Source organism: Streptomyces specialis (assembly GCF_001493375.1).
In the GTDB taxonomy this organism is placed as follows: Bacteria; Actinomycetota; Actinomycetes; order Streptomycetales; family Streptomycetaceae; genus Streptomyces; species Streptomyces specialis.
This window is the reverse complement of record NZ_LN929895.1, coordinates 452,045-475,090: the sequence shown is the minus strand read 5'-3', so window position 1 is coordinate 475,090 and position 23,046 is coordinate 452,045. Positions and strand designations below refer to the sequence as shown.

The window sequence follows — 23,046 nt, the reverse complement described above, 5'->3', positions numbered from 1 at the left end:
AACACCCACCACCACTCGACCCCCGAGGATTCCCCATGACCACCACCACTCCGGCGCCGGTCCCGGCCCCGGCCCCGTCCCGGGAGGCGGCGGACGCGCCCGCCGCCCGGCAGACGCTGCCCGCCGAGGAGCGCCACGCCGGCGAGCTGGCGTTCCTCGCCGCCCCCGACGACGGCCCGCGCCCGCCCGGCTGGCGCCTGACGCCGCGCGCGGTCGTCACGTTCATCTGCGGCAGCGGCGGCGAGGCGCTGCGGCTGCCCCGGCCGCACGACGGCCTGCCCGAGCGGCTGGAGATCCCCGCCAAGTTCGTCGGGGAGCGGGCTCTGGTCGAGCGGTGCGTCGTGACGCTCGCCGGGGAGCGCGGCCTGCTGCTCGTCGGCGAGCCGGGCACCGCCAAGTCGATGCTGTCGGAGCTGCTGGCCGCCGCCGTCTGCGGCACCAGCGCGCTCACCGTGCAGGGCACCGCGGGCACCACCGAGGACGCCTTCCGCTACGGCTGGAACTACGCGCTGCTGCTCGCCCAGGGCCCCAGCCCGGCCGCGCTGGTCGACTCGCCGGTGCTGACCGCGATGCGCGGCGGCCGGGTCGCGCGCGTCGAGGAGATCACCCGCTGCCTCCCGGAGGTGCAGGACGCGCTGGTGTCGATCCTGTCCGACCGGCGGCTGAGCGTTCCGGAGCTGGCCGGGACGGACGACGCGCAGGTGCCGGCGGCCTCCGGGTTCACCGTGATCGCCACGGCGAACCTCCGCGACCGCGGCGTGTCCGAGATGTCGGCCGCGCTCAAGCGCCGCTTCAACTTCGAGACGGTGCACCCGATCGCGGACGCCGACGCCGAGACGGCCCTCGTGCGCGGGCAGGCCGGTGCCGCCGTGCGGCGGGCGGGCGCGGCGTTCGGGGTGGACGACGCCGTGCTCGACGTGCTCGTGACCGTCTTCCGCGACCTGCGGTCCGGCCGGTCCGCCGAGGGCTGGGACGTGGAGAAGCCGGGCACGGTGATGTCCACCGCCGAGGCCGTGCAGGTCGCGGCGTCCCTGGGGGTGGCCGCCGCGTATCTGCCGGGCGGCGACGTCCTGGACCTGCTGCCGGGACACCTGCTGGGCGTCGTCCGCAAGGACGACGCGTCCGACCACGCCCGGCTGCTGGGCTACTGGGACGGCCCGGTCCGCCGCCGCGCCGAGGACGGCTCGGCGCTCTGGCGCCGCCTGTGGGACCTGCGGGAGAGCCTGCGGTGACGCTCACCACGCCCCGCGACGCGACCCAGGACGCCCTCGACGGCGACCCGCGGGCCGCCGTCGAAGCGCTCGCCGCGTCGGCCCGCCCGTTCCTGCTGGGCGTCCGGCACCACAGCCCGGCGCTGGCCGCCGTGGTGCCCGCCCTGCTGGACGCCGCCGCCCCGGAGGTCGTCTGCGTGGAGCTGCCGGCCGACTTCGGACCGTGGCTCACGCACCTGGCCGACCCGGGCACCGTCGCGCCCGTGGCGCTCGCCGGGACCAGGCCGGACGGGCGGCTCGGCTTCTACCCGTTCGCGGACTTCTCGCCCGAGCTGGCCGCGCTGCGCTGGGCGCGGGAGCACGGCGCCGAGGTGGTCTGCTGCGACCTGCCGCTGTCCGACCCGGGCTGGGACGCGACCGCCCCGGACCGGGACGGCGGGGACGCGGCAGGAGGCGGTACGTTCGCCGGCGCGCTCGCCGACGCCGGGACCGGCCGCGACGGGGACGACATGTGGGACCGCGCCGTGGAGGTTCTCGCGCCCGGCTGCGCGCCCGAGGCGGTCCGGCGGGCCGCCCTCGGCGTCGGCTGGGCGCTGCGCCGCGACGCGGAGCGCCGTGACGGCGTGCCCCCGGCCGACCTGGCCCGCGAGGCGCACATGCGGCGGGTCCTCGCCGCTGCCGCCGCCGGGGGCCGCCGGGTGGCGGCCGTCGTGGGCGCGTTCCACGCCCCGGCGCTGGCCACGCCCGCCACCGAGCCGCCCGGTGCCCCCGGGCCGCCCGCCCAGGACCCGGACGGTGCCGCGCCGCCCGTCGTCACCTCCCTCGTTCCGTACGCCTTCGGGCTGCTGGACTCCCGCTCCGGCTACCCGGCGGGCATCCGCGACCCGCGCTGGCAGCAGGCCGTCCTCGCGGCGGGCGGCGACCCGGCCCTGATCCACGACGCCGCCGCCCGCGCCATCACCGACGTGTGCCGGGAGCTGCGCGCCGCCGGGCACACGGCGGGCACCGGCGAGGCCGCCGAGACGCTGCGGCTGGCGTGCGACCTGGCCCGGCTGCGCGCCCGGCCCGCCCCCGGGCGCGGCGAGCTGGTCGAGGCGGTCACCACCGTGCTCGGCCAGGGCGAGCCGCTGGGGCGCGGCCGGGCACTGGCCGCCGCGCTGGAAACGGTGCTGGTCGGCTCCGCCCGGGGCCGGATCGCGCCCGGCGCGCCCCGTTCCGGTCTCGGCCCGTCCGTCGAGGCCGAGCTGGCGGAAGCGCGCCTGCCGGGGCCGGAGCGGCCCGAGTCGCGCGAGGTCAGGCTCGATCCGCTGCGTTCGGCGCTCGACCGCCGCCGCGAGATCCTGCTGCGGCGGCTGGGGGGGTGCGGCGCGGGGTACGGCGAGCCGGTCGAGGGGAGCGGCACCGGCGACGGCGCCGCCCTCACCACCCGCTGGCGGCTGGCGTGGACCCCGGCCGTGCCCGCGCGGCTCGACCTGGCGGGCGGGCGCGGCGTCACCGCCGCGACGGCCGCCGCCCGGGCGCCGCGCGCGGCGGTCCGCCGCCAGGCCGCCGAGGGCGGACCCCCCCGCGCGCAGCCCCTGGCCGGTCTGCGCGCCGCCGCCGGGTGCGACCTGCCGGAGCTGGTCGCCGACCGCCTCGCCGACGCGTCGGCCACGTTCCCCGGGACCGCCACCCTGGCCGAGCTGATCGAGGCGCTGGACCTGCTGGAGGCGCTGCGCCGGGGACACCTGCCCGGCCTCGCCCCGGACGGCGCCCCCGCGGTCGCCGCGCTCGCCGCCACCCTGCTCGACACGGCCGTCCGTTCGCTGCCCGGCCTCGCCGGGAGCGACCGGCCCGAGGACGCCGCGGCCCTGATCGCCCTGTGCGCGCGGGCCGGTGAGCGGCGTCTCGGCCTGCGGCTGGACGACGCGCTGGCCGCGCTGGGCCGCACCGGGGCGCCGATGGTCCAGGGCGCCGCGCTCGCCGCCCGGGTCCTGCTCGGGCTCGACGGCGCCGACGCGCTGGGCACGCGGGTCGCGGGCTGGGTCGACGCGGCCACGTCGCCGGAGGCCCGCCGCCGGCTGACGGGTCTGCTGCGCGGCCTGCTCACGGCCGCCGGCCCGTTGCTCCAGGCGGCCCCGGCGGCGCTCGGGCCGTTGCTCGACCGGGTCGGTTCGCTGCCCGACCAGGGGTTCCTGGAGCGGCTGCCCGCGCTGCGCGGGGGGTTCGACATCCTCGCGCCCGCCGCGCGGGACCGGCTGCTCGGCGAGGTCGCCGAGCGCCTCGGGGACCGGCCGGACCTGACGCTGGACGCGCCGCCCGCGCTCCTCGCGCGGTGGGCCGAGGCGGACGCGGCGGGCCTCGCCGCCCTGGAGGCCCTCGCCGCCCTGCGGCTGCCGGCCTCCGCCGAGGCCGTTCCGGCGGACGCCGTTCCCGCCGGGCCGGACGCCGTGTTGGACGCGGCCCGTGCGGGGGCGGCCGGCTCGGGGGCCGCGCTGTCCCCGGGCGACCGGTGGCGGCTGCTGCTCGGGCGGGAGCGGGACCGGCTCACGGCCGGGGCCCGCCGGTACGCGCACGCCCTGGACGAGCTGTACGGGTCGGGGCGCGGCGAGGGCGCGGAGGACTTCGGGGACTTCCATGGCGGGAGCGGCGGTGGCCGGGAGGCGTCGTTCCCCGGCGTCCGGGAGTGGGCCGAGGAGCTGGACGCGCTGTTCGGCACGGAGGTCCGCGAGGAGGTGCTCGCCCGCGCCGCCGAGCACGGCAGGACCGATGTCCTCGGCGAGCTGGACCCGGCGTCGGTGCGCCCCTCGGTCGCGTTGCTCACCTCCGTCCTCTCCCTCGCGGGCGGCCTGCCCGAGCAGCGGCTCGCGCGGCTGCGCCCGCTCGTCCGCCGTCTGGTGGACGAGCTGTCCCGGGAGCTGGCGACCCGACTGCGGCCCGCGCTGACCGGCCTGGCGACCCCGCGCCCGACCCGGCGCCCCGGCGGGCGCCTCGACCTGCCGCGCACCCTGCGGGCGAACCTCGCGCACGCCCGCCGCCTCGACGACGGCCGCACCGTGGTGGTGCCGGAGCGGCCGGTGTTCAGCACGCGATCGCGCCGGGAGGCGGACTGGCGGCTGATCCTCGTGGTGGACGTGTCCGGGTCGATGGAGTCCTCCGTCGTGTGGTCCGCGCTCACCGCCGCCGTGCTGGGCGGGGTCCCCACCCTGTCCACCCATTTCCTCGCCTTCTCGACGGAGGTGATCGACCTGACCGACCGGGTGAGCGACCCGTTGTCGCTGCTGCTGGAGGTGCGGGTCGGCGGCGGCACGCACATCGCGGCCGGGCTCGCGCACGCCCGTTCCCTGGTGACGGTCCCCGGCCGCACGCTCGTGGTGGTGGTCAGCGACTTCGAGGAGGGCTATCCGCTGGGCGGCCTGCTCGGCGAGGTCCGTGCCCTGGCGGGGTCCGGGGTGCGCCTGATGGGCTGCGCCGCGCTGGACGACTCCGGCACCCCGCGTTACTCGGTCCCGGTCGCCGGGCAGCTCGCCGCCGCGGGCATGCCGGTCGCCGCGCTGAGCCCCCTCGCCCTCGCCCGCTGGGTCGGCGACTGTCTCCGAGGAGAGCACCGATGACCACCGCGCTTCCCCCGGTCGCCCCCGACGTGGCCGCCTCCGCCGTGGAGGGGCTCACCTCGCGGCTGCGCAAGAAGCTGGACGCGGCGGTCGAACGGTGCGCCGCCACGCCCGTGACCGACGACGGGGGAACGTTCCGGGTGCCGTGGGGCGAGGACGCCGAGGTCACGCTCCTGCCCGGTCCCTCGGGCGCGATCACCGACCCGGACCAGGCCCGCTGCACCTGCCTGCTGGCGCCGCGCTGCCCGCACCGCGCGGCCGTGCTGACCGCCTGCCCGCTCGCGGACGCCGTCACCGAGCCGGCGGCGGTCCCCGATCCGGACGGCCCGGCCCCTGAACCGGCCCCCGATCCGGCACCGAGCCCGGTCCCGGAGCCGCCCAGCGCCGCGCGGCGGTCGGCCGCCGCCGGGCTGTGGGCCGCCGCCGCTGCCGTGCTGGCGGCGGGGGTCCCGGCCGCCGACGCCGTCGCCCAGGCCGAGGTGCTCCGCGCCGCCCACACCGCGCGGCTGGCCGGGCTGCTCCGCGCCGAGGCCGCCGCCCTGCGCGTGGTGCGCGGCCTGCGCGCCGCGCGGGCGGGCCACGACGGTCACCGGCTGGCCGACCTGACCGCCGCGCTGCGCGATCTTCTCCTCACCTCCGGCCGGATCGCCGCCGCCGACCCCGACCCGTCGCTGATCGGCACCGCCCGCCGGGACTACCGGCCGGGCGGCGGCCTGCGCGTGCACGGCGTCTTCCGGGAGCCGGTGATCAGCGCGACAAGATACGGCGGCGTGGTGACCCGGCTCGTCGGGGAGGACGGCCGCTGGTTCTCCGTGGCCGACGTCAGGCCGGGCGGCCCGGCACGGGCCGTCGGCGCGGCGACGGCCACGGTCGCCCTGGCCCCGGCCCTCGACCACGCCGCGCTGGCGCGCGGCGGCCTGCTCGTGACGGGCGCGACCGTTTCGCCCGAGGGCCGCCTCGGCACGGGGCGCGGCGTGCGCGCCACTCCGTTGCCCGGGCGGCCGTGGGAGGAGGGCCCGCCGGGCGCGCTGTTCACCCGCCCGCTCGCGGAGGCCGTCGCCGCCCGCCTCGCGGTCGGGCCGGACGCGACGGACATGACGGGCGCGGACGAGGGCGCGGCGGACGAGCCGCTCGGCTGCGATCTGGTGATCACCGGCGCGCGGGGCGATCAGGTGTTCGCCCGGGAGCTGCGCGACGGCGCCCCGGCCGGTCCCGTCATCCGGCTGGTCCCGGCGCACGGGCATCCGTCCCTGGCCCACACGGCGAACCTGCGGCGGTTCGCCTCTCGTCCCGGCCTGTGCGTCCGCGTGGTCGCCCGGCTCGACCCCGACCGCACGGCCACCCTCCGCCCGCTCGCGGCCGGGCCCGTGCCCGGGTCGGAGCGCACGCTGCGGCTGCCCGACGCCTGGCTGGGCCGGGCGGACCTGGGGTACGACCGCGTCGAGGGCGCCCACCTGCCGCCCGCCACCACCCCCGGGGTGACGGACGGCGGCGCGGCGGCCGACCCGCTGGGCGACTCGCCGCTGTGGCGGGTGCGGCGGCTGGTCGAGCTGGCCGTCGCCGGAGGGCGGCGCGCGGTGGCGGAGGCGGGCCGGGACGACGCCGGGGCGCGCGTCCCGCTGCGCCGCGCCGGGCTGCGCACGGCCGCCGGCCTGTGCGCGGCCCTGACCGCCGAGGCCGACCGCCGGGGCCGCGACGTCTTCGGCCGCCTGGCCGACAGCGACCCCGACGGCTACGCGCGGGCCTGGCTCGCCACCGCCGTCTATCTCGCGGCGACGGAGCGCGCCCTGATAGCCGCCTCCTGGCGCGAGGAGGACGAGCGGGAGCCCGCGTCCGTCTGAGCGGGCGGGTCAGACGGTGCCGAGGTCGGTGGCGACCCAGCGTTCGGGACGGAGGTGGAAGACGACCTGTTCGCCGTGGTCCCGCCAGGCGTACTCGACATACCCGTCGACCTTCTCGGGCGGCAGATAGCGCGCCGCCAGCTCCCGCAACTGCGGCAGGGTGGCGGGCGAGGTCTCGGTCACCGGTCCCTCGACCGAGACGTAGCGGATGGTCGGTTCCACGCGCTCGACCATCAGCGAGAACCGGCCCGCCGCCTTGATCAGCCGCGCCTTGCGGGAGTCGGCGCCGGTCATCACCCAGAGGTCGGCGCCCGGCGCGTACTGGTACCAGATCGGCACGGTCAGCGGGGCCCGCCCCTCCTCCGCGTCCACGGCCAGAGCCGCGATGTGCGGCTCGGCGAGGAACTCCTCGCGCTCCTGCTTGGTGAGAGCCATGGTGTCTCCTTCGGTCTCGGTCGGTTTCGGTGACGGCTTGACCCTGTCGCGACGACAACGTCTGTACTGGACTCATGCGCATCGGCGAACTGGCGGCACTGGCCGGAGTCACGACCCGCACCGTCCGGCACTATCACCACATCGGCCTCCTACCCGAGTCGGCGCGGCAGCCCAACGGTTATCGGGTGTACGGATTGCGGGACGCCGTCCGGCTGGCCCGGATCCGGCGGCTGACCGAGCTGGGGCTCGGTCTCGACGAGATCAGGGACGTCCTCGCGGACGACGCGGGCGGCGAGCTGGACGACGTGCTCGCCGACCTCGACGCCGCGTTGGCGCGGCAGGAGGAGGCGATCCGGGCGCGGCGGGCGCGGCTCGCGGAGCTGCGGGAGCGCGGCCTGCCGCCCGAGGGGCCGGTCTCCGCCGAACTCGCCGAGCTGTTCCAGGAGATGGCACGGATGCCGGGTCCGGAGCCGGCGATGGCGGCGAAGGAACGGGAGCTGCTCGTGCTCCTGGACGGCGCGGAACGGCCGGAGGTGCGGGCGTGGCTCGCCGGGCTGACGCGTTCACTGCGGGGCGACGCCCTCGCGCGGGCCTACGACGTGTACGCGCGGCTGGACCAACTGGCCGGGGCCCCGGTGGACGACCCCCGGGTCGGGGAGACGGCGCGGGCGATCGTCGCGGCGGTGCCACCGGACGTCACCTGGGGCGAGGGCGTGGGGGAAGAAGAGGGAACGGCCGGGGCGAGCGGCGGCTCCGGCCTCGCCGAGGCGTTCTTCGCGGACCTGGCCCCGGCCCAGGCCGAGGCGGTACGGCAGGCGATGCGGCTCCTGCGGAAGGACGGCCGGTGAGGGCGAACGGGCGGCTCGGCGTGCGGGCGTGGCGTGTCATGACCCAGTTGGTGCGGCACGAGCTGGCGCTGTGGGCGTCGCTGGCGCGCTGGATCGGGCGCCGCCCGGCGCACGGGGTCAAGGCGGGCGACCGTGCCGTGGCGTACGCGGCCGGGCAGACGGCTCTCGTGTTCGTGATGCTGTTCGTCTCGGTGGTCGAGACGGTGGCGCTGGCGCTGCTCATCCCCTGGCCCGCCGCGCACCGGGCGGTGCTGGCGATCGACGTCTGGGGGATCTTCTTCGTGGTCGGACTGCACGCCTCGTGCGCGGTCAGGCCGCATGTCGTCGGCCGGGACGGGTCGTTGCGTGTGCGGTACGGCGCGCTGGTCGACATAGCGGTGCCGGCCGACCGGATCGCCTCCGTCCGGCTGGACCGGCGCTTCCCGGGCGGACGGACGGTACGGATCGGCGCGGACGGCACGGTCGATCTGGCGGTGGGCGGCCAGACGAACGTCACCGTGGTGCCGGCCGGGCCGGTCGTGTTCCGGCGCCCCCTCGGGGGGACCGGCGAGGCCCGTGTGCTGCGGATCTACGCCGACGACCCCGGCCCGCTCCTGGCCGCCCTCCACGAAGCTCTCCACGAGACCTCCCGGGACGCCGCGCAGGACCAGCAACAAACCTGAGCGCCAGCTTGTCAACTTTCCTCGTCCGGAGTTATAAAGGAGGTGTCGGTTGAGCTTCCCTCACTGGACGAGAAGGAGGAACGAACGATGCTGCTCCAGACCGACCCCTTCCGTGAGATCGACCGCCTCGCCCAGCAGGTCCTCGGCACCGCCGCGCGGCCCGCGGCCCTGCCCATGGACGCCTGGCGCGAGGGTGACACGTTCCTGGTGGAGCTGGATCTCCCCGGCGTGGACCCCGAGAGCATCGACCTCGACGTCGAGCACAACGTGCTCACCGTGCGGGCGGAGCGCAGGTCCCGCGCCGGTGAGGACGCGCAGGTGCTGACGGCCGAGCGGCCCACCGGGTCCTTCAGCCGCCGGCTGATCCTCGGCGACACCCTGGACACCGAGCGCATCGACGCCTCGTACGACGCGGGTGTCCTGCGGCTGCGCATCCCGGTCGCCGAGCAGGCCAAGCCTCGCAAGATCGCCATCAGCGGCGGCGAGCCGCGCCGTTCGATCAGCGCCGCGGCCTGACACGGACCGGTCGCCACCTGACGGACCGGCCGCCGCCCGGCGGTCCGGTCAGCGGCCCCCCGCCGCCGGTGGCGGCAGCAGCGAGCGGAACAGCGCCAGCCAGCGATCCGTCAGGCGCGGCCAGGCGTACCGCTCCTCCGCCACCCGGCGGCCGGCCGCGCCCAGCGCGTCGGCCAGCGCCGGCTCCGTCAACAGGCGGCGGCACGCCGCCGCCAGGGCGTCGGCGTCGCCGGGCGGCACGAGCAGACCGGTCACGCCCTCGTCGATCACATACGGGATGCCGCCCACCCGCGAGCCGACGACCGGCGTGCCGCAGGCCATCGCCTCCACCAGGGCCATACCGAACGACTCGGCCTCGCTCAGCGACGGCAGCACCAGCACGGCGGCGCCGCGCAGCGCGGCGGTCAGGGCGTCGCCGGTCAGCTCGCCCGGCAGGTCCACCCGATCGGCGACGCCGAGCCGGGCGGCCAGTCCGGCGTGGTCGCCCGTGGCGTCCCCGCCGCCCACCAGGCACAGCCGCGCCCCGGGGAGACCGGGCGCAAGGGACGCGAACGCGCGCACCAGCACGTCCACGCCCTTCCACGCCGACGAACGGTCCATCCGCCCGACGTAGAGCACGACCGGCGGGCGCGTCGAGGGCGGCGGGCCGGGCGTGAACCGTTCGGTGTCCACGCCCGGCGTGATCCGCACGGCGCCCGCGCGTCCCGCCGCCAGCGAGACGGGCGAGACGCCGACGAGGGCACGGGCCCGGCCGAACACGCGCGGCAGCACGTGCCGTTCGTACGCGCCGATCAGCAGGTCCACGCGCCGGTCGCCCTTCCGCATCGACCCGGCGTGGTAGGTCAGCACCGCCGGGCGGTGGCGCCCGGACAGGGCGACCGCCAGATCGGGCAACCCGGGGACGGGCGCGTGGGCGTTGACGACATCGACGTCGAACCGGCGCAGCCAGCGGCGCAGTTGCAGCGGCCACAGCGGATTCACGGGCGTGTTGGACAGCTTGGCCCAGGTGCCGAGCCGGACGACGGGCACAGGGCCGTCGATGCTGAACGAGGCGCGCCGCCCGGTGGTGTTGGTGGTGATGACGACGGCCCGCAGCGCGGGGTCGTCGGCGACGGCGCGGGCGACGCGCGACGCGTAGTTCTCGACGCCGCCGATCTTCGGCGGGTAGTACGGCGTGACGACGGCGACCGTGCGCACCGGGGCGGCGCGGCGCCGGCCCAAGGCCCGTTCGAAGACCTCGACCGTGCGCTCGGTCTGCCGCTCCCAGGTCAGTTCGCGCCGCACCAGCGCGTGCCCCGCCGCGCCGAGCCGGCCGGCGAGGGCGTCGTCGCCGAGGACCGCGCCGAGCGCGCCGGTCAGCGCCGTGATGTCGCCCGCGCCGACGAGCAGGCCATTGCCGCCGTCCTCGACCAGGGACGGGATGCCGCCGACCCGCGTGGTGACGACGGGCCGGCCGCTGGCCATGGCCTCGACCAGCACGCTGGGGAAGCTGTCGTAGTGGGTCGGCAGCGCCAGGACGCGGGCGCGGCGGTAGGCGGCGGCGAGTTCGCCGCCGGCCAGGCGCCCGGTGAACGTGACGTGGTCCGCCAGCCCGAGCCGCCTGGCGAGGCTCTGGTACCCGGCGGCGGACGAGCCCGCGCCGACGACTTCGAGCCGTACGCCGGGCGTGGTCGTACGGGCCAGGGCGCGGACCGCGTGCAGCAGATCGGGAAGTCCCTTGTAGGACGCGGCGCGTGCGAGCGATCCGGCGAACAGGACGCGCGGCGCCTCCGGCACCGGGCTGGTGGTGAAGAGTCCGGGGTCGACGCCGGGCGAGATGACCGTGGCGCGGCCCAGGAAGAGGCCGGGCAGGTCGGTCGTGACGTAGTCGGAGGAGCAGATCACCTCGCGGGCGTGGCGTGCGGTCCTGGCCAGCACGGTCGTCTCGTAGGCGGCGCACACCGCGTCGGGCAGCGGCCTGCCCTTGCGCATCCGGCCGGTGTGGTAGGTCAGGACGAACGGCACGCCCGCGCGCCGCGCGGCCCGCGCCGCGGCGTCGGCGAACAGCGGTACGGGCGCGTGGGCGTTGACGACTTCGGCGCCCTCCCGCTCGATGACGGCGCGCAACAGCCTCGGCCAGTGCGGGCCGACGGGGGTCTGCGAGAGGGTGACCGGGGCCGGGAGGCGGTACACGGGGATGCCGTCGGGGCCCACGTGCCGTCCGGGCGTCGTGCCGTGGGAGGCGGTGGCGGCGACGGCGACCCGCCAGTCGTGCCGGGACCGCAGCAGACGGGCCACGTTCCAGACGTAGTTCTCGACGCCGCCGATGTCCGGCGGGAAGTACGGCGTGACGAGCAGGACCGAGGTCACGGGCCGACGACCTCCCGTGTCGCCGCCACGCCCGGCGCGGCGGCGGCAACGGCCGGGACGGCGGGGACGGTTCGCCGCAGGTTCTCGACGAAGTCGGTGGCGCGCTCGGCGTAACCGGGCAGGACGGCGTCGAGGTGGCTCCGGTACGCGTCCGGCGCGGTCATCATCTCCTCGATGAGCCCGATCAGTTGGCCGGGCCGCACATCGGCCATGTGCACGACCCAGCGTTCCAGGCCCAGGTCCCGCATGATGCCGCTGGTCTTGTGGTCGTACTCGATGGCGACGCACGGCACCCGCGCGATCAGCCCGAAGATCACCGCGTGGAACCGGGTGCCGATGATGTAGTCCGCGCACGGGTAGAGCGCCGAGACGTCGTGGTGGTCGAGGCGGTCGTCGTCCAGGACGTGCAGCCGGGGGCTGGAAACGGCGGCGGCGAGGCGGGCGTTGACGATGCGGTCGTCGTCGTCCTGGAACCCGCAGGTGACCTGCGGGACGAGCACCACGTGACAGTCGGGGCGGGCCAGCATGTGCCGCACGGCGGCGGTGAGGGCTTCCTCGTACGCGGCCTGGCCGTCCGGCGGCAGGTCGTCCTTGGTCGTCATCAGGACCATGGTGGCGTCGGCGGGGATGCCGAGTTCCGCGCGCCAGTCGCGCCGGGAGCCGATGGTGAACGCGAACGCGGCGTCCACGCTGCGCACGATCCGCTCGCGCGGCACACCGGCCGCCTCCAGCCGTTCGGCGCTGATCGACTCGCGGGTCATGACGCGGTCGGCGCGGCCCACCGACCGCCGCAGCAGGGCGCGTTGGAAGCGGCGCGGGAACGGGCCGTAGGACTGGGGGCCGAGCGCGACGGGCACGCGGCAGCGGTGCGCGAGCCACAACGGCAGGGTCAGGAGCGCGATGTTGATGTCCGAGGGGAAGTCGTCGCGGGCGTTGACGTAGCCGCCGCCGGGGCCGACCACGAGGTCGGCGCGAGCGATGGCGGTGAGTTCGCGCCGCATCTCGGCGGGCAGCAGCCGGGCGAGGACGGGCAGGGTGTGCCGGGTGCCGGGCAGGGCGGCGAACGCGGCGACGCCGAGGGTCAGGACCTTGCGGGTGACGCGGGTGACGCGCCCGGTGTCCTCGTCGCCGACATAGCGGCGGATCGAGCCGAGCGTCGGAACGCCGTCGAACTCCGGTCGGTCCTCGGGTCTCTCGAAGCCGGCGATGCTCAACTCGGCGCCCGGGAAGGTCTGTCTGAGCTGCCGGATGGTGACGCTGAGCAGGGCGGCGTCCCCGCGGTTGCCGCGCTCGAACACGTTGACCAGGGCGATCCTCATCCGGCCACGACCTCTCCGTAGTGGTGTTCCAGCGCGTCGAGGAACTCCTCGACGCCGTACCGTCCGGCGCGCGCCGCCGAGGCCGCGCCCTTGCGTTCCAGCACGTCGGGACGGCCCAGCAGGCCGTCGAGGGCGGCGGTCAGCGCGGCCGGGTCGCCCGGCCCGACCAGCGCGCCGTTGTCGTCGCCGACGAGTTCGGGCAGGCCGCCGACGCGGGACGCGACCAGCGGGCGGCCGAGTTGGAGCGCCTCCAGGGCCACGGTCGGGAAGTTCTCCGGCCACAGCGAGGGCAGTACGACGACGGACGCGTCGGTCAGGCAGGCGGTGACGTCCTCGCGGGCCAGCCAGCCCCTGAACTCGACGCGCCCGGCGGCCGTCAGGTCGTCCGCCGCGGCCCGGAGCCGGTCCCGGTCCGAGCCGTCCCCGACGACGGTCAGCCGCGCGGCGGGGTGGCGGGGCAGCAGCGCGCGGAACGCGTCGAGCAACACGTGGACGCCCTTGACCGGTTCGAGCCGGCCGACGAACACCACGTGCCCGGTGCCGGTGACCGGCCGGGGCCCGGCCCCGCGCGGGATGCCGTTGGGCACGACGTGGACCGGCACCCGGCCGACGTCGGGCGCGACGGCCTCGGCGAAGTAACGGCTCGGCGCCAGCACCCGGTCCACCCGCCGCAACCGGGGCAGGTAGGCGGGCCGTTGGAGGAACCGCAGATAGGCGTAACGAGCGGCGTCGGCGGCGGACAGCCGGCGTCCCGCGGTGGCGCTGGGCAGGTTCCACCGCAGGAGGGAACGGGTCCAGTCCTCCGGCCCGTGCACGGTCAGCACCCGGCGGCAGCCGTCCGTGGCGGCCAGGACCGCCGGGCTGAACTCGCCGATGGTGTGCAGGTGGACGCAGTCCGGCCGGAACGCGCCGACGACGGCCCGGATCCGGCGGTACGCGTCGGGGTTCCAGAAGTAACGGGCGAACCTGCGGGCCGCGTTGCCGCCGATGGCCGGAACGAGGTCGTCCGCGAACAGCTCAGCCTCCCGGCCGGACGCCAGCAGATCCGTGGCGACGACGCGGACTTCGTGGCCCCGGGCGCCGAGGCCGTCCGCGATGAGCCGCACGCTCTTCTCCGCGCCGCCCGCCTCGAAGCCGATGTTGACGATCTGGAGAATCCTCATGCCCCCACCCCGTTCCCGGCGCTCCCGGCCGTGGGGCGGCGGCGCAGCAGGGCCGCCGCGGCGACCGCGCCGGACGCGAAGTTCCCGATCCCCCAGGCGACGGCCGCCCAGTACAGCCCGTCGTCCAGCTTCCCCAGCGCGATGGCCAGGATCACCACGACCAGCACCACGTTGGAGACGACCATCGGCACGAGCTGCCGGGTCACCTTCAGCAGGAAGCTGGCCCAGGCGTTGAACGCGACGGCGAGCGAGGACACGGTGAACACGACCAGGGTGGCCGTGCCGCTCGCCGCGTACTCGGGGCCGAACAGCCGCAGCACCGGGTGCGCGAGGACGACGACCAGCGCCGCGACCGGCGCCGTCGCGGCCAGCATCGCGAGCGCCGAGCGCCGCGCCAGGTCGCCCAACGGCGCCTTCTCGTACGAGCCTTCCGCGAAGAGCGCCTCGCCGATCGCGTACGACGCGGAGTTGACGAGGTTGGCGATCTGGAACGCGACGAAGTACGTCGCCGCCGGGACCGGTCCGAGGCCCTGGAGGACGATGATGGGCAGCACGATCTGCGGCACCAGATTCAGCGCGCTGGAGACGTAACTCGTCAGCGAGTACGCGAGCGAGTCCCGCAGCACCGGCCAGGAGAACGACGGCCGCACCGGCACCCGCAGCCGGCCCCGGATGGTGGCGATGCTCGCGGTGGCGGCGACGACCGAGGCGATGCCGCTGGCGAGGAAGATGCCGAACGGCCCGCCGCCGACGAGCGCGAGAGGCAGCGCGAGCTTCACCGCGCTCATCAGCACGCCGTTGATCAGCAGGTTGGAGCGGGTCGCGCGGAACGCCACGAAGATCGAGTCGGTGAGGAGGTTGACCGCCGCCCCGACCGCGAGGACCACGAACCCCACGACGTGCCACGGCGTTTCGTGGACGAACCCCAACTGCGGTGCCGCCACCGGGATCAGCGCGACGAAGCCACCGGCGATCAGCACCGAGCAGCCGGTCACGGTGGTGACGGCGGTGCTGACCTCCTCGCCCGGGCGGTCGCTGGTCGGCAACCGCCGTACCAGCGTGCTGCTCAGCCCGAACAGGCTGAAGTACGACAGCAGCGCCAGGCAGGACAGCAGCGACGACGCGCGCCCGACGTCGGCGGCCGGGAACAGCCGCGCGACCGCGATCCAGAACCCGAAGCCCGCCGCCGCGCCCAGCGCCGTGGTCAGGATGAGGAAGAAGGAGTTGAGGAGCAGCGGGTCGTCGCGCAGCCCGGCCAGCCGGGTGGTGAGGGTGGGCCGGACGGCCCGCTCGGGCGTCAGCGTCATGCCGCGTCACCCCCGGCGGCGGCCCGTATCCGGACCCGGAGCGCGACGAGCGCGGCGGCCGAGGCCGCGAAGCACGCGACGGCGGTGGCCCCTTCGGTCGGGAACGGCGCGAAGTGGGTGAGCCGCAGCGCGATCGTCTCCGGGTGGGTCAGCGAGTTGACCGCGAGGTACGCCCAGACCACCAGCCCGTAGGCGAGCACGGTCCGCAGCGCCGCGTCCACCGGGCCGGGCCGCGGCGCGCGCCGGGGCCGGTCCGGCGCCCACGGCAACGGGCTCCTGGCGCCCGCCTGGAGCGCGAACGCGGCGGCGGCCGAGGCCGCGAAGCAGCAGGTGCCGAACGTGTCGCGGCGCAGCGGCAGCAGCGAGGTGATCGGCACGGTGAGGTCGTCCGGACGCACGGCCGCCACCGCCGCGACGTACAACCAGCCCAACAGGCCGTGCACGGCGGTGACTTCCAGCGCGGGCCGGAGCAGGACGGTCCTCATCCGGCCGCCACCGGGGTGCGCGCGGTCCCGGCCGCGTCCCCGGCCTCCTTGCCGGTCGCGTCCCCGGTCGCCTCCTGGTACAGCCGCAGCAGCGTCCGCGCGTGCTCCTCCCAGGCCAGCCCGCCGGTCGCGTACCCCCGGGCATACTCGCCCATCCGCCGCCGCAGCGGCTCGTCACCGGCGAGCCGGGTCAGCGCGGCGCGCAACGCGTCGGCGTCGCGCGGGAGAAGCGTGACGTTCTCCCGGTCGAGCCCGTACGGCGCGTAGCCCGGGTCGTCGGTCGTGACGACGGGCAGCCCGGACGCCATGGCCTCCTGGACGGTCAGCGGGAAGCCCTCGGCGGTCGAGGGCAGGGCGAAGACGTCGCACGCCCGGTACGCCTCGGCCAGCCGCCCGGCCGGCAGGGACCCGAGGTGGTGCACGCCGGCGCGCGGCAGGTGGACCACGCCCTCCGCGCCCTGCCCGGCGAAGACCAGGTCGTACGCCGGGTCGGCCGCCGCCAGCAGCAGGTCGTACCCCTTCTTCGGCACCAGTCGGCCGGCGAACAGCACCAGCACCCGGTCCTTGGGCAGGCCCAACCGGTCGCGGGCGCGGTCGCGTTCGGCGGCCGAGCGCGGCGGCCGGAACAGGGCCGTGTCCACGCCGTTCGGGACGTGGCGGACGGTCGCGGGCCGGGCGCCGAGCCCGGTGACGAACGTGCCCACGGTCGCGTTGAGCACCACGACGCGGGCGGCGCGACGCAGCAACGGGCGCCCGGCCACCGCGTACACGGCGCGCTGCACGCCCCGCACCAGCGCGGAGGGGTGCTCGACCAGGGCGACGTGCTGGGTGAGGACACGCGGGGTGCGGGTCAGGGCGGCGGCCAGACCGGCGGCCCAGGACGTCATGTAGAGGCAGTCGTGGATGTGCACGACATCGGCCCAGCGCGCCCAGCGCAGCGCGTCCGCCGGGAGACGCGGCGAGAGGACGGGGAACGGCACGCCCGTGCGCCGTTCCACACCGTTCCACGCCGGGACGCGCACGACGCGCACGACGCGCACGCCCGGCGCGTCGGCGGCGTGCGGCGCGCGTTCCGACCCGCTGGTGAGCACGGTCACGTCGGCGCCCTGGCGTGCCAGGTGGTCGGCCTCGTGGCGGACGACGTTCTCTATCCCGCCGACGTGCGGCGGGTAGTAGTGGCTGACGAGCAGGACCCGCGGTCGCCTCATCGGTAGATCTCCGCCCCCTCGCTGCTGTAGAGCTTGTCCTTCGTGATATCCAGCAACTCCACGGGATAGTGGTAGGTCACCAGATCGCCCCGGTAGAACGTCGTCGCCTCCTCCTTGCGCACGGTGGTCGAGCCGAGGAAGACGTAGTTGTCGGTGCCGATCAGGGTCGGGTAGATGTCGTTCTGCGCCCGGCCCTCGATCAGGGTCTGGAGCCGGCTGAAGGTGTAGCGGTCGGTCTGGATCTCGGACTGCACGTCGTGCGCCTCGTCCTCCGAAGTCCGCTGCCGCAGCCAGTCGATGGCGGCGCGCTCCTCCGGGTGGAGGTAGTAAATGTCGTAGTACTGACCGGCGTTGTCCAGATGGAGCTGCGGCGGGTAGCCCCCGACGAGCTTGGGCACGACGCCGGTGAGGTCGAGGAAGAACGCCAGCGCCAGCCCGCACGCCAGCGGCACCGCGCGCCGCCCGGCCCAGCGGAACAGCCAGAGCGTGCCCGCCGCGACGAAGGGCGCGAAGAAGAACAGGCCCTGCTGGAACGCGCGCAGCACTCCGTAGTCGACGGAGAGCTGCGGCAGGACCGTGAGCAGCCCCATGACGGCCACCATGCCCACGGTCAGGGTGACTTGGTCGCGGGTCGGGCGGAACGCCCGGCGGCGGCCGACGACGGTGGTGACGACGCCGAGGAGCAGGAAGACCTGGAGCAGCCGGGCGGCGGACTGGCGGGCCAGGGGGTTGGCCGCCTCGACGTCCACGCCCGCGTCCGTGAGCGCGCGGCCCGCCGAGGTCAGCGGCAGTGTCTCCTCCTGGGCAGCCGTGATGCCGTGGGAGTTGACGATGTCCAGCGGCAGGTAGTCCCCGGCGGCCCGCGCCTCGGCCGTCTCGTCCAGGGTGTCGGCGCGGTAGTCGGCCAGCCGCTGTTCGGCGCTGACGGCCGCGCCGCCGAGCAGGCCGTAGGCGGTGTCGGAAGAACCGCTCTCGCCGCTGCCGTTGCCCATGATGTCGTCGTAGGTCTGGGTGACGGTGCTGTCGAGCTGGTCCGTGGTCCGCGTGACGGCACCCACCCAGACGGCCGTCGCCGCGGCGGGGGCGATGACGATCCACCAGGTGAGGAACGCGCGTTGGGCCGGGCGCGGCCGCCTCGCCCCGCCGCGCCGCCGGTTGGCGCGGGCGGACAGGAACCGCCAGACGAGGTCGGTGCCGAGCGCGATCACCAGGGCGGCGATCACCACGTAGGTGGTGGAGTAGTGCGACAGCACGATGCCGACGAGCAGCACGAGGAAGACCACGCGCCGGGCGCGCACCGGGCGCCGCCCGTCGGTGAGCACGACCGTCGCGCACGCCATCAGCAGGAACGCGATCTCCTGCCGGGCGAGGAACGCCATGTCGGTGAAGAAGGTGGGGAACGCCATCAGGTAGACGGCCGACAGCAGCGCGACGCTCTGCGGCGCGACGTTCCGCACCGACCGGTAGACCAGCGGCGCGGTCAGCGCGAAGAGCAGCGGGAAGAGCACCTTGAAGACGTGGGTGCCGGAGATGCCGGTGAGTTCGGACAGCGACGTCGGCAACAGGGTGATGCTCAGGCACGCGTTGTACGGGTCGCGGAAGGCCGCGATGTCCCAGTGGGCGGCGTCGGTCGTCATCTGGTAGACGCCGAACTCCCGCTGGATGTCGTGGCCGGTGATGTACCAGCCGCGCAGTGACGTCAGCAGCAGCAGCGCGGCGGCGGCGAGGAACAGGCCGAACTCCAGCACGGCCGCCGGGTACCGGCCGCGGCGCCACACCAGCAGCGCCAGCAGCGCCCCCACCGCCACCAGCGCGGTGACGCTGACGGCCGAGCCCAGCCCGTTGTTGAGCCGGATCGCGCCCGCGACCGACAGCGCGACGGTCACGGCTCCGGCCGCCGAGACGGCCAACAGCCCCTCGGGCAACGGCGGTCGCCCGCCCCCGCGGGCCGCCGGGCCGGGTGGCGCCGGGCACACGAGGGCCGCGACCACGACGGCCAGCGCGGCGGCGAGCGCGAGCGGCCGGCGGGTGAGCGGATCGTCCATACCGGCGAGCGGCAGCGCGGTGTTGAGCGCCAGCCCGACGACGAGATGTCCGGTGACCGCGAGTCCGAGCTCGGTAGTGCTGTTAGTGGTGTAGCGGTGTGGCGTGACATACGGATGTCGGTGGATCGTGTGGGTTGATAAATGATCCGGCGCCCACCGAGATCTACACTATCCTCTGCGTCGGCAGCGTCGGATGGGTAGAAGAGACAGGGTGGTACGCGACGACGGCGGGCGCGCCGATCACCAGCCAGAGCGCGGCCGGGGGGAGCGCGACGGCCGGGACGCCGGGGAGCATCTCGACGGCGGGGGCGAGCGCCACGCCGGCCAGCAGCCACCGGGGCCTGGTCGCGCGCCGGACCGTCGCCTTCGCGGTCGCGGTGGCCGTCGCGGTCGGGCTCATGCGCGGCTCTCGGTGAGGGCGGGGGTGAATGACGGGGCCAGCGCCGTGGCGTAGACCTCCTCAACGCGGGCGACGACCGCGTCCCAGGTGAACGCGGCGGCCCGCTCGGCGCTGTTCCGCGCCAGCCGCAGGCGCAGCGCGGGGTCTTCGGCGATCCGGTCGACGGCGGCGGCGAGCGCCCGGGGTTCGGGGGCGGCCAGCAGGCCGGTGCCGCCGATGAGTTCGGCGTTGCCGGGGACGTCGGTGGCGACGATCGGCAGCGCGGCGGCCATCGCCTCCAGGACGACCAGCGGCATGCCCTCCTTGTCGGAGGGCAGCACGAACGCGTCGGCGTCCGCGTAGGCGGCGATCAGGTCGGGACCGAGGCGCTGTCCGGCGAAGGTGACGTTGTCCAGGCCGAGTCCGGCCGTCTGCCGCTCCAGGTGCGCCCGCTGTTCGCCGTCCCCGACGACGGTCAGCGCCACGGGCCGGGTGACCAGGCTCATCGCCTCCAGCAGCCGACCGACGTTCTTCTGCGGGCTGAGCCGTCCGACGTAGAGCAGGCGCGTCGGGCGGTCACCGCCCGCGGGTTCCCGCACCGGCATGAAGTACCGCCGGTCCACACCGTTGGGCACGACGAACACCCGGTCGGCGGGCACCCGGTAGGTGTCGCGGACGAACGCGGCCTGCGCGTCGGTGAGCACGACGACGGCCGCGGCGGCGCGCAGCACGCGGCCGAACACGTGCTTCTTGTACGGCGGCAGCAGCATGCCGAGCGGGCCGGAGGCGTCCACGTCGAGGTGGAAGTGGAGGATGAAGCGCTGGCGCCGCAACCGGGCGGTGAGCGCGACGAGTTCCGGCAGCACGGCGTGCGCGCAGTGCAGGTGCAGCACGGCGGTGCGCGGGGCCCGCAGCAGCGACCCGAGCAGCCCGGGGGCCAGCGGAGTGTGGGCGAACTCGACGGAGCGGTGCCGCCGTACGGTCACCTCGCCGTCGCGGGCCAGCGGCGGCGCGCCGTCCGCGCCGATGGTGGTGGTGAGCACGCGGACGTCGTGGTGGCGGCGGCCGAGTCCGGCGGCGAGGCTCTCCACGACGCGTTCGAGCCCGCCGAGGTGCGGCGGGTAGTACGGGGTGATCTGGAGGATCGTGCTCATCGGGCCTCCTCCTCCGGCGCGGTGGCGCGGGGAACGCCGGGCAGTTCGCCGTTGGGCACGTAACGGACGTCGGGGCGGCGGGAGATGTGGTCCAGCACGCGTTCCAGCCGGTGCCAGTCGCCGCGGGCGTCCACCTCCCAACTGTGTCCCCAGAGGTGGAAGACGCCGCCGCGTTCACGGCACCGCTCGAACCACCACAACGCCAGGTCGTCCCACCGCAGGTAGAGCCGGGCGGCGGTCCAGGGCCGCATCCGGGCCAGCCGCAGCACGAGGGGGATGTCGACGCGATGGGCGTAGGCGTTGACCGTGGTGACCATCTCCAGCGGGTCGCCCGGGTCGAGCGAGCTGCGCCGGACGGTGCGGGCGACGGTGAACCCGGCCTCGCGGGCGAGCCGGACGTGCGCGGGGGTGTACTCGCCGCGCGGGTAGCAGAAGCTGGTGACGGCGGTCCCGGTGATCTCCTCCAGCTCCTCCTTGCCCGCGCGGATCTCCTCGCGGGCGGCGTCCTCGGTGAGTTGGGGGAGCCGCTGGTGGGTGAGGGTGTGCCCGCCGATCTCGAAGCGCTCGCCGAGTTCGCGGATGCCGGCGGGCGGCAGCCGGTCGGCGGGGGCGAGTTCGAGATTGTGCGGCGCGATGTAGAAGGTGGCGCCGATGCCGTACTTGTCGAGCAGCGCGGCGAGACGCGGGTCGAGCCGGTGGCCGTCGTCCCAGCTCGTGGTGACGACGGCGGGGGGCCGGCCGCCCGCGGGTGGTGCCGTCGGCGTGGCGTTCATGGTGTGCCCCCGGTTTCGAATCGGTAGTGCAAGGTCTGGTCGTGGCCGAGGAGTTCGACGCCCACGGCGACCGGGTCGCCCCGCATGGGCAGGCGGATCACGGACGGCGCGGGCGTGTCCCCCTCGGGAACGACGGTGATGGTGTCCGACGCCGTGATCTCGCCGTCGGCCGACTCCAGCCACACGCGCAGCCGGTACGACCCGGTACCGGTGTGGTGGTCGGCGAGCGTGACCGGGACGACGGCGGTGGTGCCCTCGACGGTGGGCAGGGCCGTGAAGTACAGCTCGGCGTATTCGCTGGGCAACCGCGTGAACGAGTTGCGCAGTTCGTCGCGGACCGCCGGTACGGCGAGCGCCGCCGCCACCCCGACGACCGCGGCCACCAGCGCGACGAGCGCGCGGCGGCCCGCCCGCGCGCCGTCGCGGGGCCGGTCGCGACGGCGGCGCGGGCGCGCCCGGGTACCGGCGGGGCCCGCCGGGGCGTCGCCGTCCCGGTCGTGCGCCGCCTCGGACGTGCGGGCGTCGACTCTGCTCATGCGGCTCCGAGTTCTTCGGTCGGCGGCGCGGCGACGGCATTCTCGACGAGGCGGCCGGCCACGACCGGCACGCTCCTGGGCCTGGGCCTGCGGAAGCGGTGGTCCACGAGCTGGCGCAGATTGGCCACACCGTCCCGCATCGCGTTCAGTTTCACCTCGCCACCGCGTTTGCGGTACTCGATGGGGACTTCAAGGTAGCGGTAACCGGCCAGCGACACCGCGTTCTTGATCTCCTGCGAGAAGGCCATGCCGGTGGAGCGGACATCGATGCCGTGCCAGACGTAGCGGCGGAAGATCCACATGCCCGACTGCGAGTCGCGCAGACCATTTCGGAACAGTGCGCGACTGACAGCGCTCAGTGCGTGATTGGCGATGGCGTGGGACGGTTTCATCGCCTCGTCGTTGCCGGGCACAAGGCGGTTGGTCGTCATGAATTCGACGTCGCGGACCTCAAGGGTCCCCACCAGCCAGGGCAACGCGTCGAACGGGTAGGTGCGGTCGGCGTCCCCGGTGGCGATCACCTCGCCGGTCGCCGCCGCGAATCCGGCGTGGTAGGCGTTGCCGTAGCCGCGCCGTGGCTGGAGGACGACCCGGGCGCCCAGCGCGCGGGCCACGTCGCCGGTGCCGTCGGTGGAGGCGTTGTCCACGACGACCACCTCCGTTCTCCAACCCGACGCGGCGAGTTCCGCCGTCGGTATCGTCGCCATCACCGAAGGCAGATTGGAAGCCTCGTTGAGCGCGGGAATGACAATCGACAGCACCTTCATTGGGAGCCCCCTCCGGCTGCGTTGAGCGATGCCCGAAATAACGGCCGCGCCATGCGCGGGAATCCGTTGACCCATGCGCGCGGGCATGGGAAATCAGTCCGACGGTCGAATGTTCCGGACAGGACAGCACTGACCCGCCGACTCAGGAATTCATGAGAGCGTCACCGGGAATTCGCAGCACCCAGCCGTGCGTTCGACGGAAGGTGCGGCGTCCCGCTTTACGCGTGGCCCGTGGGGGAATGCGACGCGTGCGGCCGGTGGCGCCGGATCATCTCGGTTTCCGGGGCACCGATGCACCCGTCACCCGACAGTGGCCTGTGGCCCTCAGCCACCGCTGGGGGCGTGACTCACCCTGACGGCTGAGCAGTTCATGTTCCCCTCCCCGGGAAGCGAGCGAGCGTGGTGGCACCCATCGGGTGCGGACACGTGGGCGCCGCCTCGACGCCATGAGCGGT

Annotated in this window: 18 protein-coding genes; 6 read left to right on the top strand and 12 right to left on the bottom strand. The window is 75.5% G+C overall.

Going from position 1 to position 23,046, the window contains the following annotated elements; all coding sequences use genetic code 11:
- The first annotated feature begins 35 nt into the window (after positions 1 to 35).
- The 3 genes from BN2279_RS16915 to BN2279_RS16905 are packed head-to-tail and all read left to right on the top strand — an operon-like array spanning position 36 to position 6,645.
- Entirely contained in the window at positions 36 to 1,232 is a 1,197-nt protein-coding gene (locus BN2279_RS16915) for an AAA family ATPase (protein WP_059010439.1), read from the top strand.
- Positions 1,229 to 4,804, top strand: coding sequence for a DUF5682 family protein (locus BN2279_RS16910; RefSeq protein ID WP_059010437.1), 3,576 nt, complete (start codon positions 1,229 to 1,231; stop codon positions 4,802 to 4,804). The genes BN2279_RS16915 and BN2279_RS16910 overlap by 4 nt, the downstream gene beginning before the upstream one ends.
- The gene (locus BN2279_RS16905; RefSeq protein WP_059010435.1) at positions 4,801 to 6,645 is read left to right on the top strand and encodes an SWIM zinc finger family protein; all 1,845 of its coding nucleotides are present in this window, start codon (positions 4,801 to 4,803) and stop codon (positions 6,643 to 6,645) included. The genes BN2279_RS16910 and BN2279_RS16905 overlap by 4 nt, the downstream gene beginning before the upstream one ends.
- A gap of 9 nt (positions 6,646 to 6,654) precedes the next feature.
- On the opposite strand, the gene BN2279_RS16900 is transcribed toward BN2279_RS16905, so the two are convergent.
- On the bottom strand, positions 6,655 to 7,080 hold the full coding sequence (locus BN2279_RS16900; RefSeq protein WP_059010433.1) for a pyridoxamine 5'-phosphate oxidase family protein: 426 nt from the start codon (positions 7,078 to 7,080) through the stop codon (positions 6,655 to 6,657).
- Between the two features lie 74 nt (positions 7,081 to 7,154).
- Here BN2279_RS16900 and BN2279_RS16895 point away from each other — a divergent pair, with 74 nt between their 5' ends.
- The 3 genes from BN2279_RS16895 to BN2279_RS16885 all read left to right on the top strand — a co-directional run bounded on the left by BN2279_RS16895 (position 7,155) and on the right by BN2279_RS16885 (position 9,106).
- Positions 7,155 to 7,928, top strand: coding sequence for a MerR family transcriptional regulator (locus BN2279_RS16895; RefSeq protein ID WP_059010431.1), 774 nt, complete (start codon positions 7,155 to 7,157; stop codon positions 7,926 to 7,928).
- On the top strand, positions 7,925 to 8,590 hold the full coding sequence (locus tag BN2279_RS16890) for a hypothetical protein (protein WP_059010429.1): 666 nt from the start codon (positions 7,925 to 7,927) through the stop codon (positions 8,588 to 8,590). The genes BN2279_RS16895 and BN2279_RS16890 overlap by 4 nt, the downstream gene beginning before the upstream one ends.
- A gap of 87 nt (positions 8,591 to 8,677) precedes the next feature.
- Complete coding sequence (locus BN2279_RS16885; protein ID WP_059010427.1) at positions 8,678 to 9,106, top strand: Hsp20/alpha crystallin family protein; 429 nt, start codon at positions 8,678 to 8,680, stop codon at positions 9,104 to 9,106.
- Between the two features lie 48 nt (positions 9,107 to 9,154).
- On the opposite strand, the gene BN2279_RS16880 is transcribed toward BN2279_RS16885, so the two are convergent.
- The 11 genes from BN2279_RS16880 to BN2279_RS16825 all read right to left on the bottom strand — a co-directional run bounded on the left by BN2279_RS16880 (position 9,155) and on the right by BN2279_RS16825 (position 22,591).
- Positions 9,155 to 11,455: a glycosyltransferase family 4 protein gene (locus tag BN2279_RS16880; RefSeq protein WP_059010425.1), complete on the bottom strand. Its 2,301-nt coding sequence runs from the start codon at positions 11,453 to 11,455 to the stop codon at positions 9,155 to 9,157.
- Positions 11,452 to 12,774 (bottom strand): polysaccharide pyruvyl transferase family protein, encoded by a 1,323-nt coding sequence (locus tag BN2279_RS16875; protein WP_059010423.1) that lies wholly within the window; start codon positions 12,772 to 12,774, stop codon positions 11,452 to 11,454. Before BN2279_RS16875 ends, BN2279_RS16880 begins: the two co-directional genes overlap by 4 nt.
- A complete protein-coding gene (locus tag BN2279_RS16870; RefSeq protein WP_059010421.1) occupies positions 12,771 to 13,937 on the bottom strand; it encodes a glycosyltransferase family 4 protein in 1,167 nt (388 codons plus the stop codon). The genes BN2279_RS16875 and BN2279_RS16870 overlap by 4 nt, the downstream gene beginning before the upstream one ends.
- The gene (locus BN2279_RS16865; RefSeq protein ID WP_059010418.1) at positions 13,934 to 15,244 is read right to left on the bottom strand and encodes an oligosaccharide flippase family protein; all 1,311 of its coding nucleotides are present in this window, start codon (positions 15,242 to 15,244) and stop codon (positions 13,934 to 13,936) included. The genes BN2279_RS16870 and BN2279_RS16865 overlap by 4 nt, the downstream gene beginning before the upstream one ends.
- Positions 15,241 to 15,729, bottom strand: a complete 489-nt coding sequence (locus BN2279_RS16860) for a hypothetical protein (RefSeq protein ID WP_059010416.1) — start codon at positions 15,727 to 15,729, stop codon at positions 15,241 to 15,243. Before BN2279_RS16860 ends, BN2279_RS16865 begins: the two co-directional genes overlap by 4 nt.
- Complete coding sequence (locus BN2279_RS16855) at positions 15,726 to 16,937, bottom strand: glycosyltransferase family 4 protein (RefSeq protein ID WP_079032228.1); 1,212 nt, start codon at positions 16,935 to 16,937, stop codon at positions 15,726 to 15,728. Before BN2279_RS16855 ends, BN2279_RS16860 begins: the two co-directional genes overlap by 4 nt.
- On the bottom strand, positions 16,934 to 18,982 hold the full coding sequence (locus BN2279_RS16850; protein WP_059010414.1) for a DUF2206 domain-containing protein: 2,049 nt from the start codon (positions 18,980 to 18,982) through the stop codon (positions 16,934 to 16,936). Before BN2279_RS16850 ends, BN2279_RS16855 begins: the two co-directional genes overlap by 4 nt.
- 396 nt (positions 18,983 to 19,378) lie before the next feature.
- Positions 19,379 to 20,515 (bottom strand): glycosyltransferase family 4 protein, encoded by a 1,137-nt coding sequence (locus tag BN2279_RS16840; RefSeq protein ID WP_059010410.1) that lies wholly within the window; start codon positions 20,513 to 20,515, stop codon positions 19,379 to 19,381.
- Complete coding sequence (locus BN2279_RS28625; RefSeq protein WP_059010408.1) at positions 20,512 to 21,288, bottom strand: polysaccharide deacetylase family protein; 777 nt, start codon at positions 21,286 to 21,288, stop codon at positions 20,512 to 20,514. The genes BN2279_RS16840 and BN2279_RS28625 overlap by 4 nt, the downstream gene beginning before the upstream one ends.
- Positions 21,285 to 21,824: a hypothetical protein gene (locus BN2279_RS28620; protein ID WP_059010405.1), complete on the bottom strand. Its 540-nt coding sequence runs from the start codon at positions 21,822 to 21,824 to the stop codon at positions 21,285 to 21,287. Before BN2279_RS28620 ends, BN2279_RS28625 begins: the two co-directional genes overlap by 4 nt.
- Positions 21,821 to 22,591 (bottom strand): glycosyltransferase family 2 protein, encoded by a 771-nt coding sequence (locus tag BN2279_RS16825; protein WP_059010403.1) that lies wholly within the window; start codon positions 22,589 to 22,591, stop codon positions 21,821 to 21,823. Before BN2279_RS16825 ends, BN2279_RS28620 begins: the two co-directional genes overlap by 4 nt.
- Positions 22,592 to 23,046 lie beyond the last annotated feature (455 nt).

What these genes read in the sequence shown, in the direction of transcription:
- BN2279_RS16915 (WP_059010439.1), top strand. Translation starts at nt 36, where the DNA reads ATGACCACCACCACTCCGGCGCCGGTCCCGGCCCCGGCCCCGTCCCGG.
- BN2279_RS16905 (WP_059010435.1), top strand. Translation starts at nt 4,801, where the DNA reads ATGACCACCGCGCTTCCCCCGGTCGCCCCCGACGTGGCCGCCTCCGCC.
- BN2279_RS16900 (WP_059010433.1), bottom strand. Translation starts at nt 7,080, where the DNA reads ATGGCTCTCACCAAGCAGGAGCGCGAGGAGTTCCTCGCCGAGCCGCAC.
- BN2279_RS16895 (WP_059010431.1), top strand. Translation starts at nt 7,155, where the DNA reads ATGCGCATCGGCGAACTGGCGGCACTGGCCGGAGTCACGACCCGCACC.
- BN2279_RS16885 (WP_059010427.1), top strand. Translation starts at nt 8,678, where the DNA reads ATGCTGCTCCAGACCGACCCCTTCCGTGAGATCGACCGCCTCGCCCAG.
- BN2279_RS16875 (WP_059010423.1), bottom strand. Translation starts at nt 12,774, where the DNA reads ATGAGGATCGCCCTGGTCAACGTGTTCGAGCGCGGCAACCGCGGGGAC.
- BN2279_RS16870 (WP_059010421.1), bottom strand. Translation starts at nt 13,937, where the DNA reads ATGAGGATTCTCCAGATCGTCAACATCGGCTTCGAGGCGGGCGGCGCG.
- BN2279_RS16865 (WP_059010418.1), bottom strand. Translation starts at nt 15,244, where the DNA reads ATGACGCTGACGCCCGAGCGGGCCGTCCGGCCCACCCTCACCACCCGG.
- BN2279_RS16860 (WP_059010416.1), bottom strand. Translation starts at nt 15,729, where the DNA reads ATGAGGACCGTCCTGCTCCGGCCCGCGCTGGAAGTCACCGCCGTGCAC.
- BN2279_RS16855 (WP_079032228.1), bottom strand. Translation starts at nt 16,937, where the DNA reads ATGAGGCGACCGCGGGTCCTGCTCGTCAGCCACTACTACCCGCCGCAC.
- BN2279_RS16850 (WP_059010414.1), bottom strand. Translation starts at nt 18,982, where the DNA reads ATGGACGATCCGCTCACCCGCCGGCCGCTCGCGCTCGCCGCCGCGCTG.
- BN2279_RS16840 (WP_059010410.1), bottom strand. Translation starts at nt 20,515, where the DNA reads ATGAGCACGATCCTCCAGATCACCCCGTACTACCCGCCGCACCTCGGC.
- BN2279_RS28625 (WP_059010408.1), bottom strand. Translation starts at nt 21,288, where the DNA reads ATGAACGCCACGCCGACGGCACCACCCGCGGGCGGCCGGCCCCCCGCC.
- BN2279_RS28620 (WP_059010405.1), bottom strand. Translation starts at nt 21,824, where the DNA reads ATGAGCAGAGTCGACGCCCGCACGTCCGAGGCGGCGCACGACCGGGAC.
- BN2279_RS16825 (WP_059010403.1), bottom strand. Translation starts at nt 22,591, where the DNA reads ATGAAGGTGCTGTCGATTGTCATTCCCGCGCTCAACGAGGCTTCCAAT.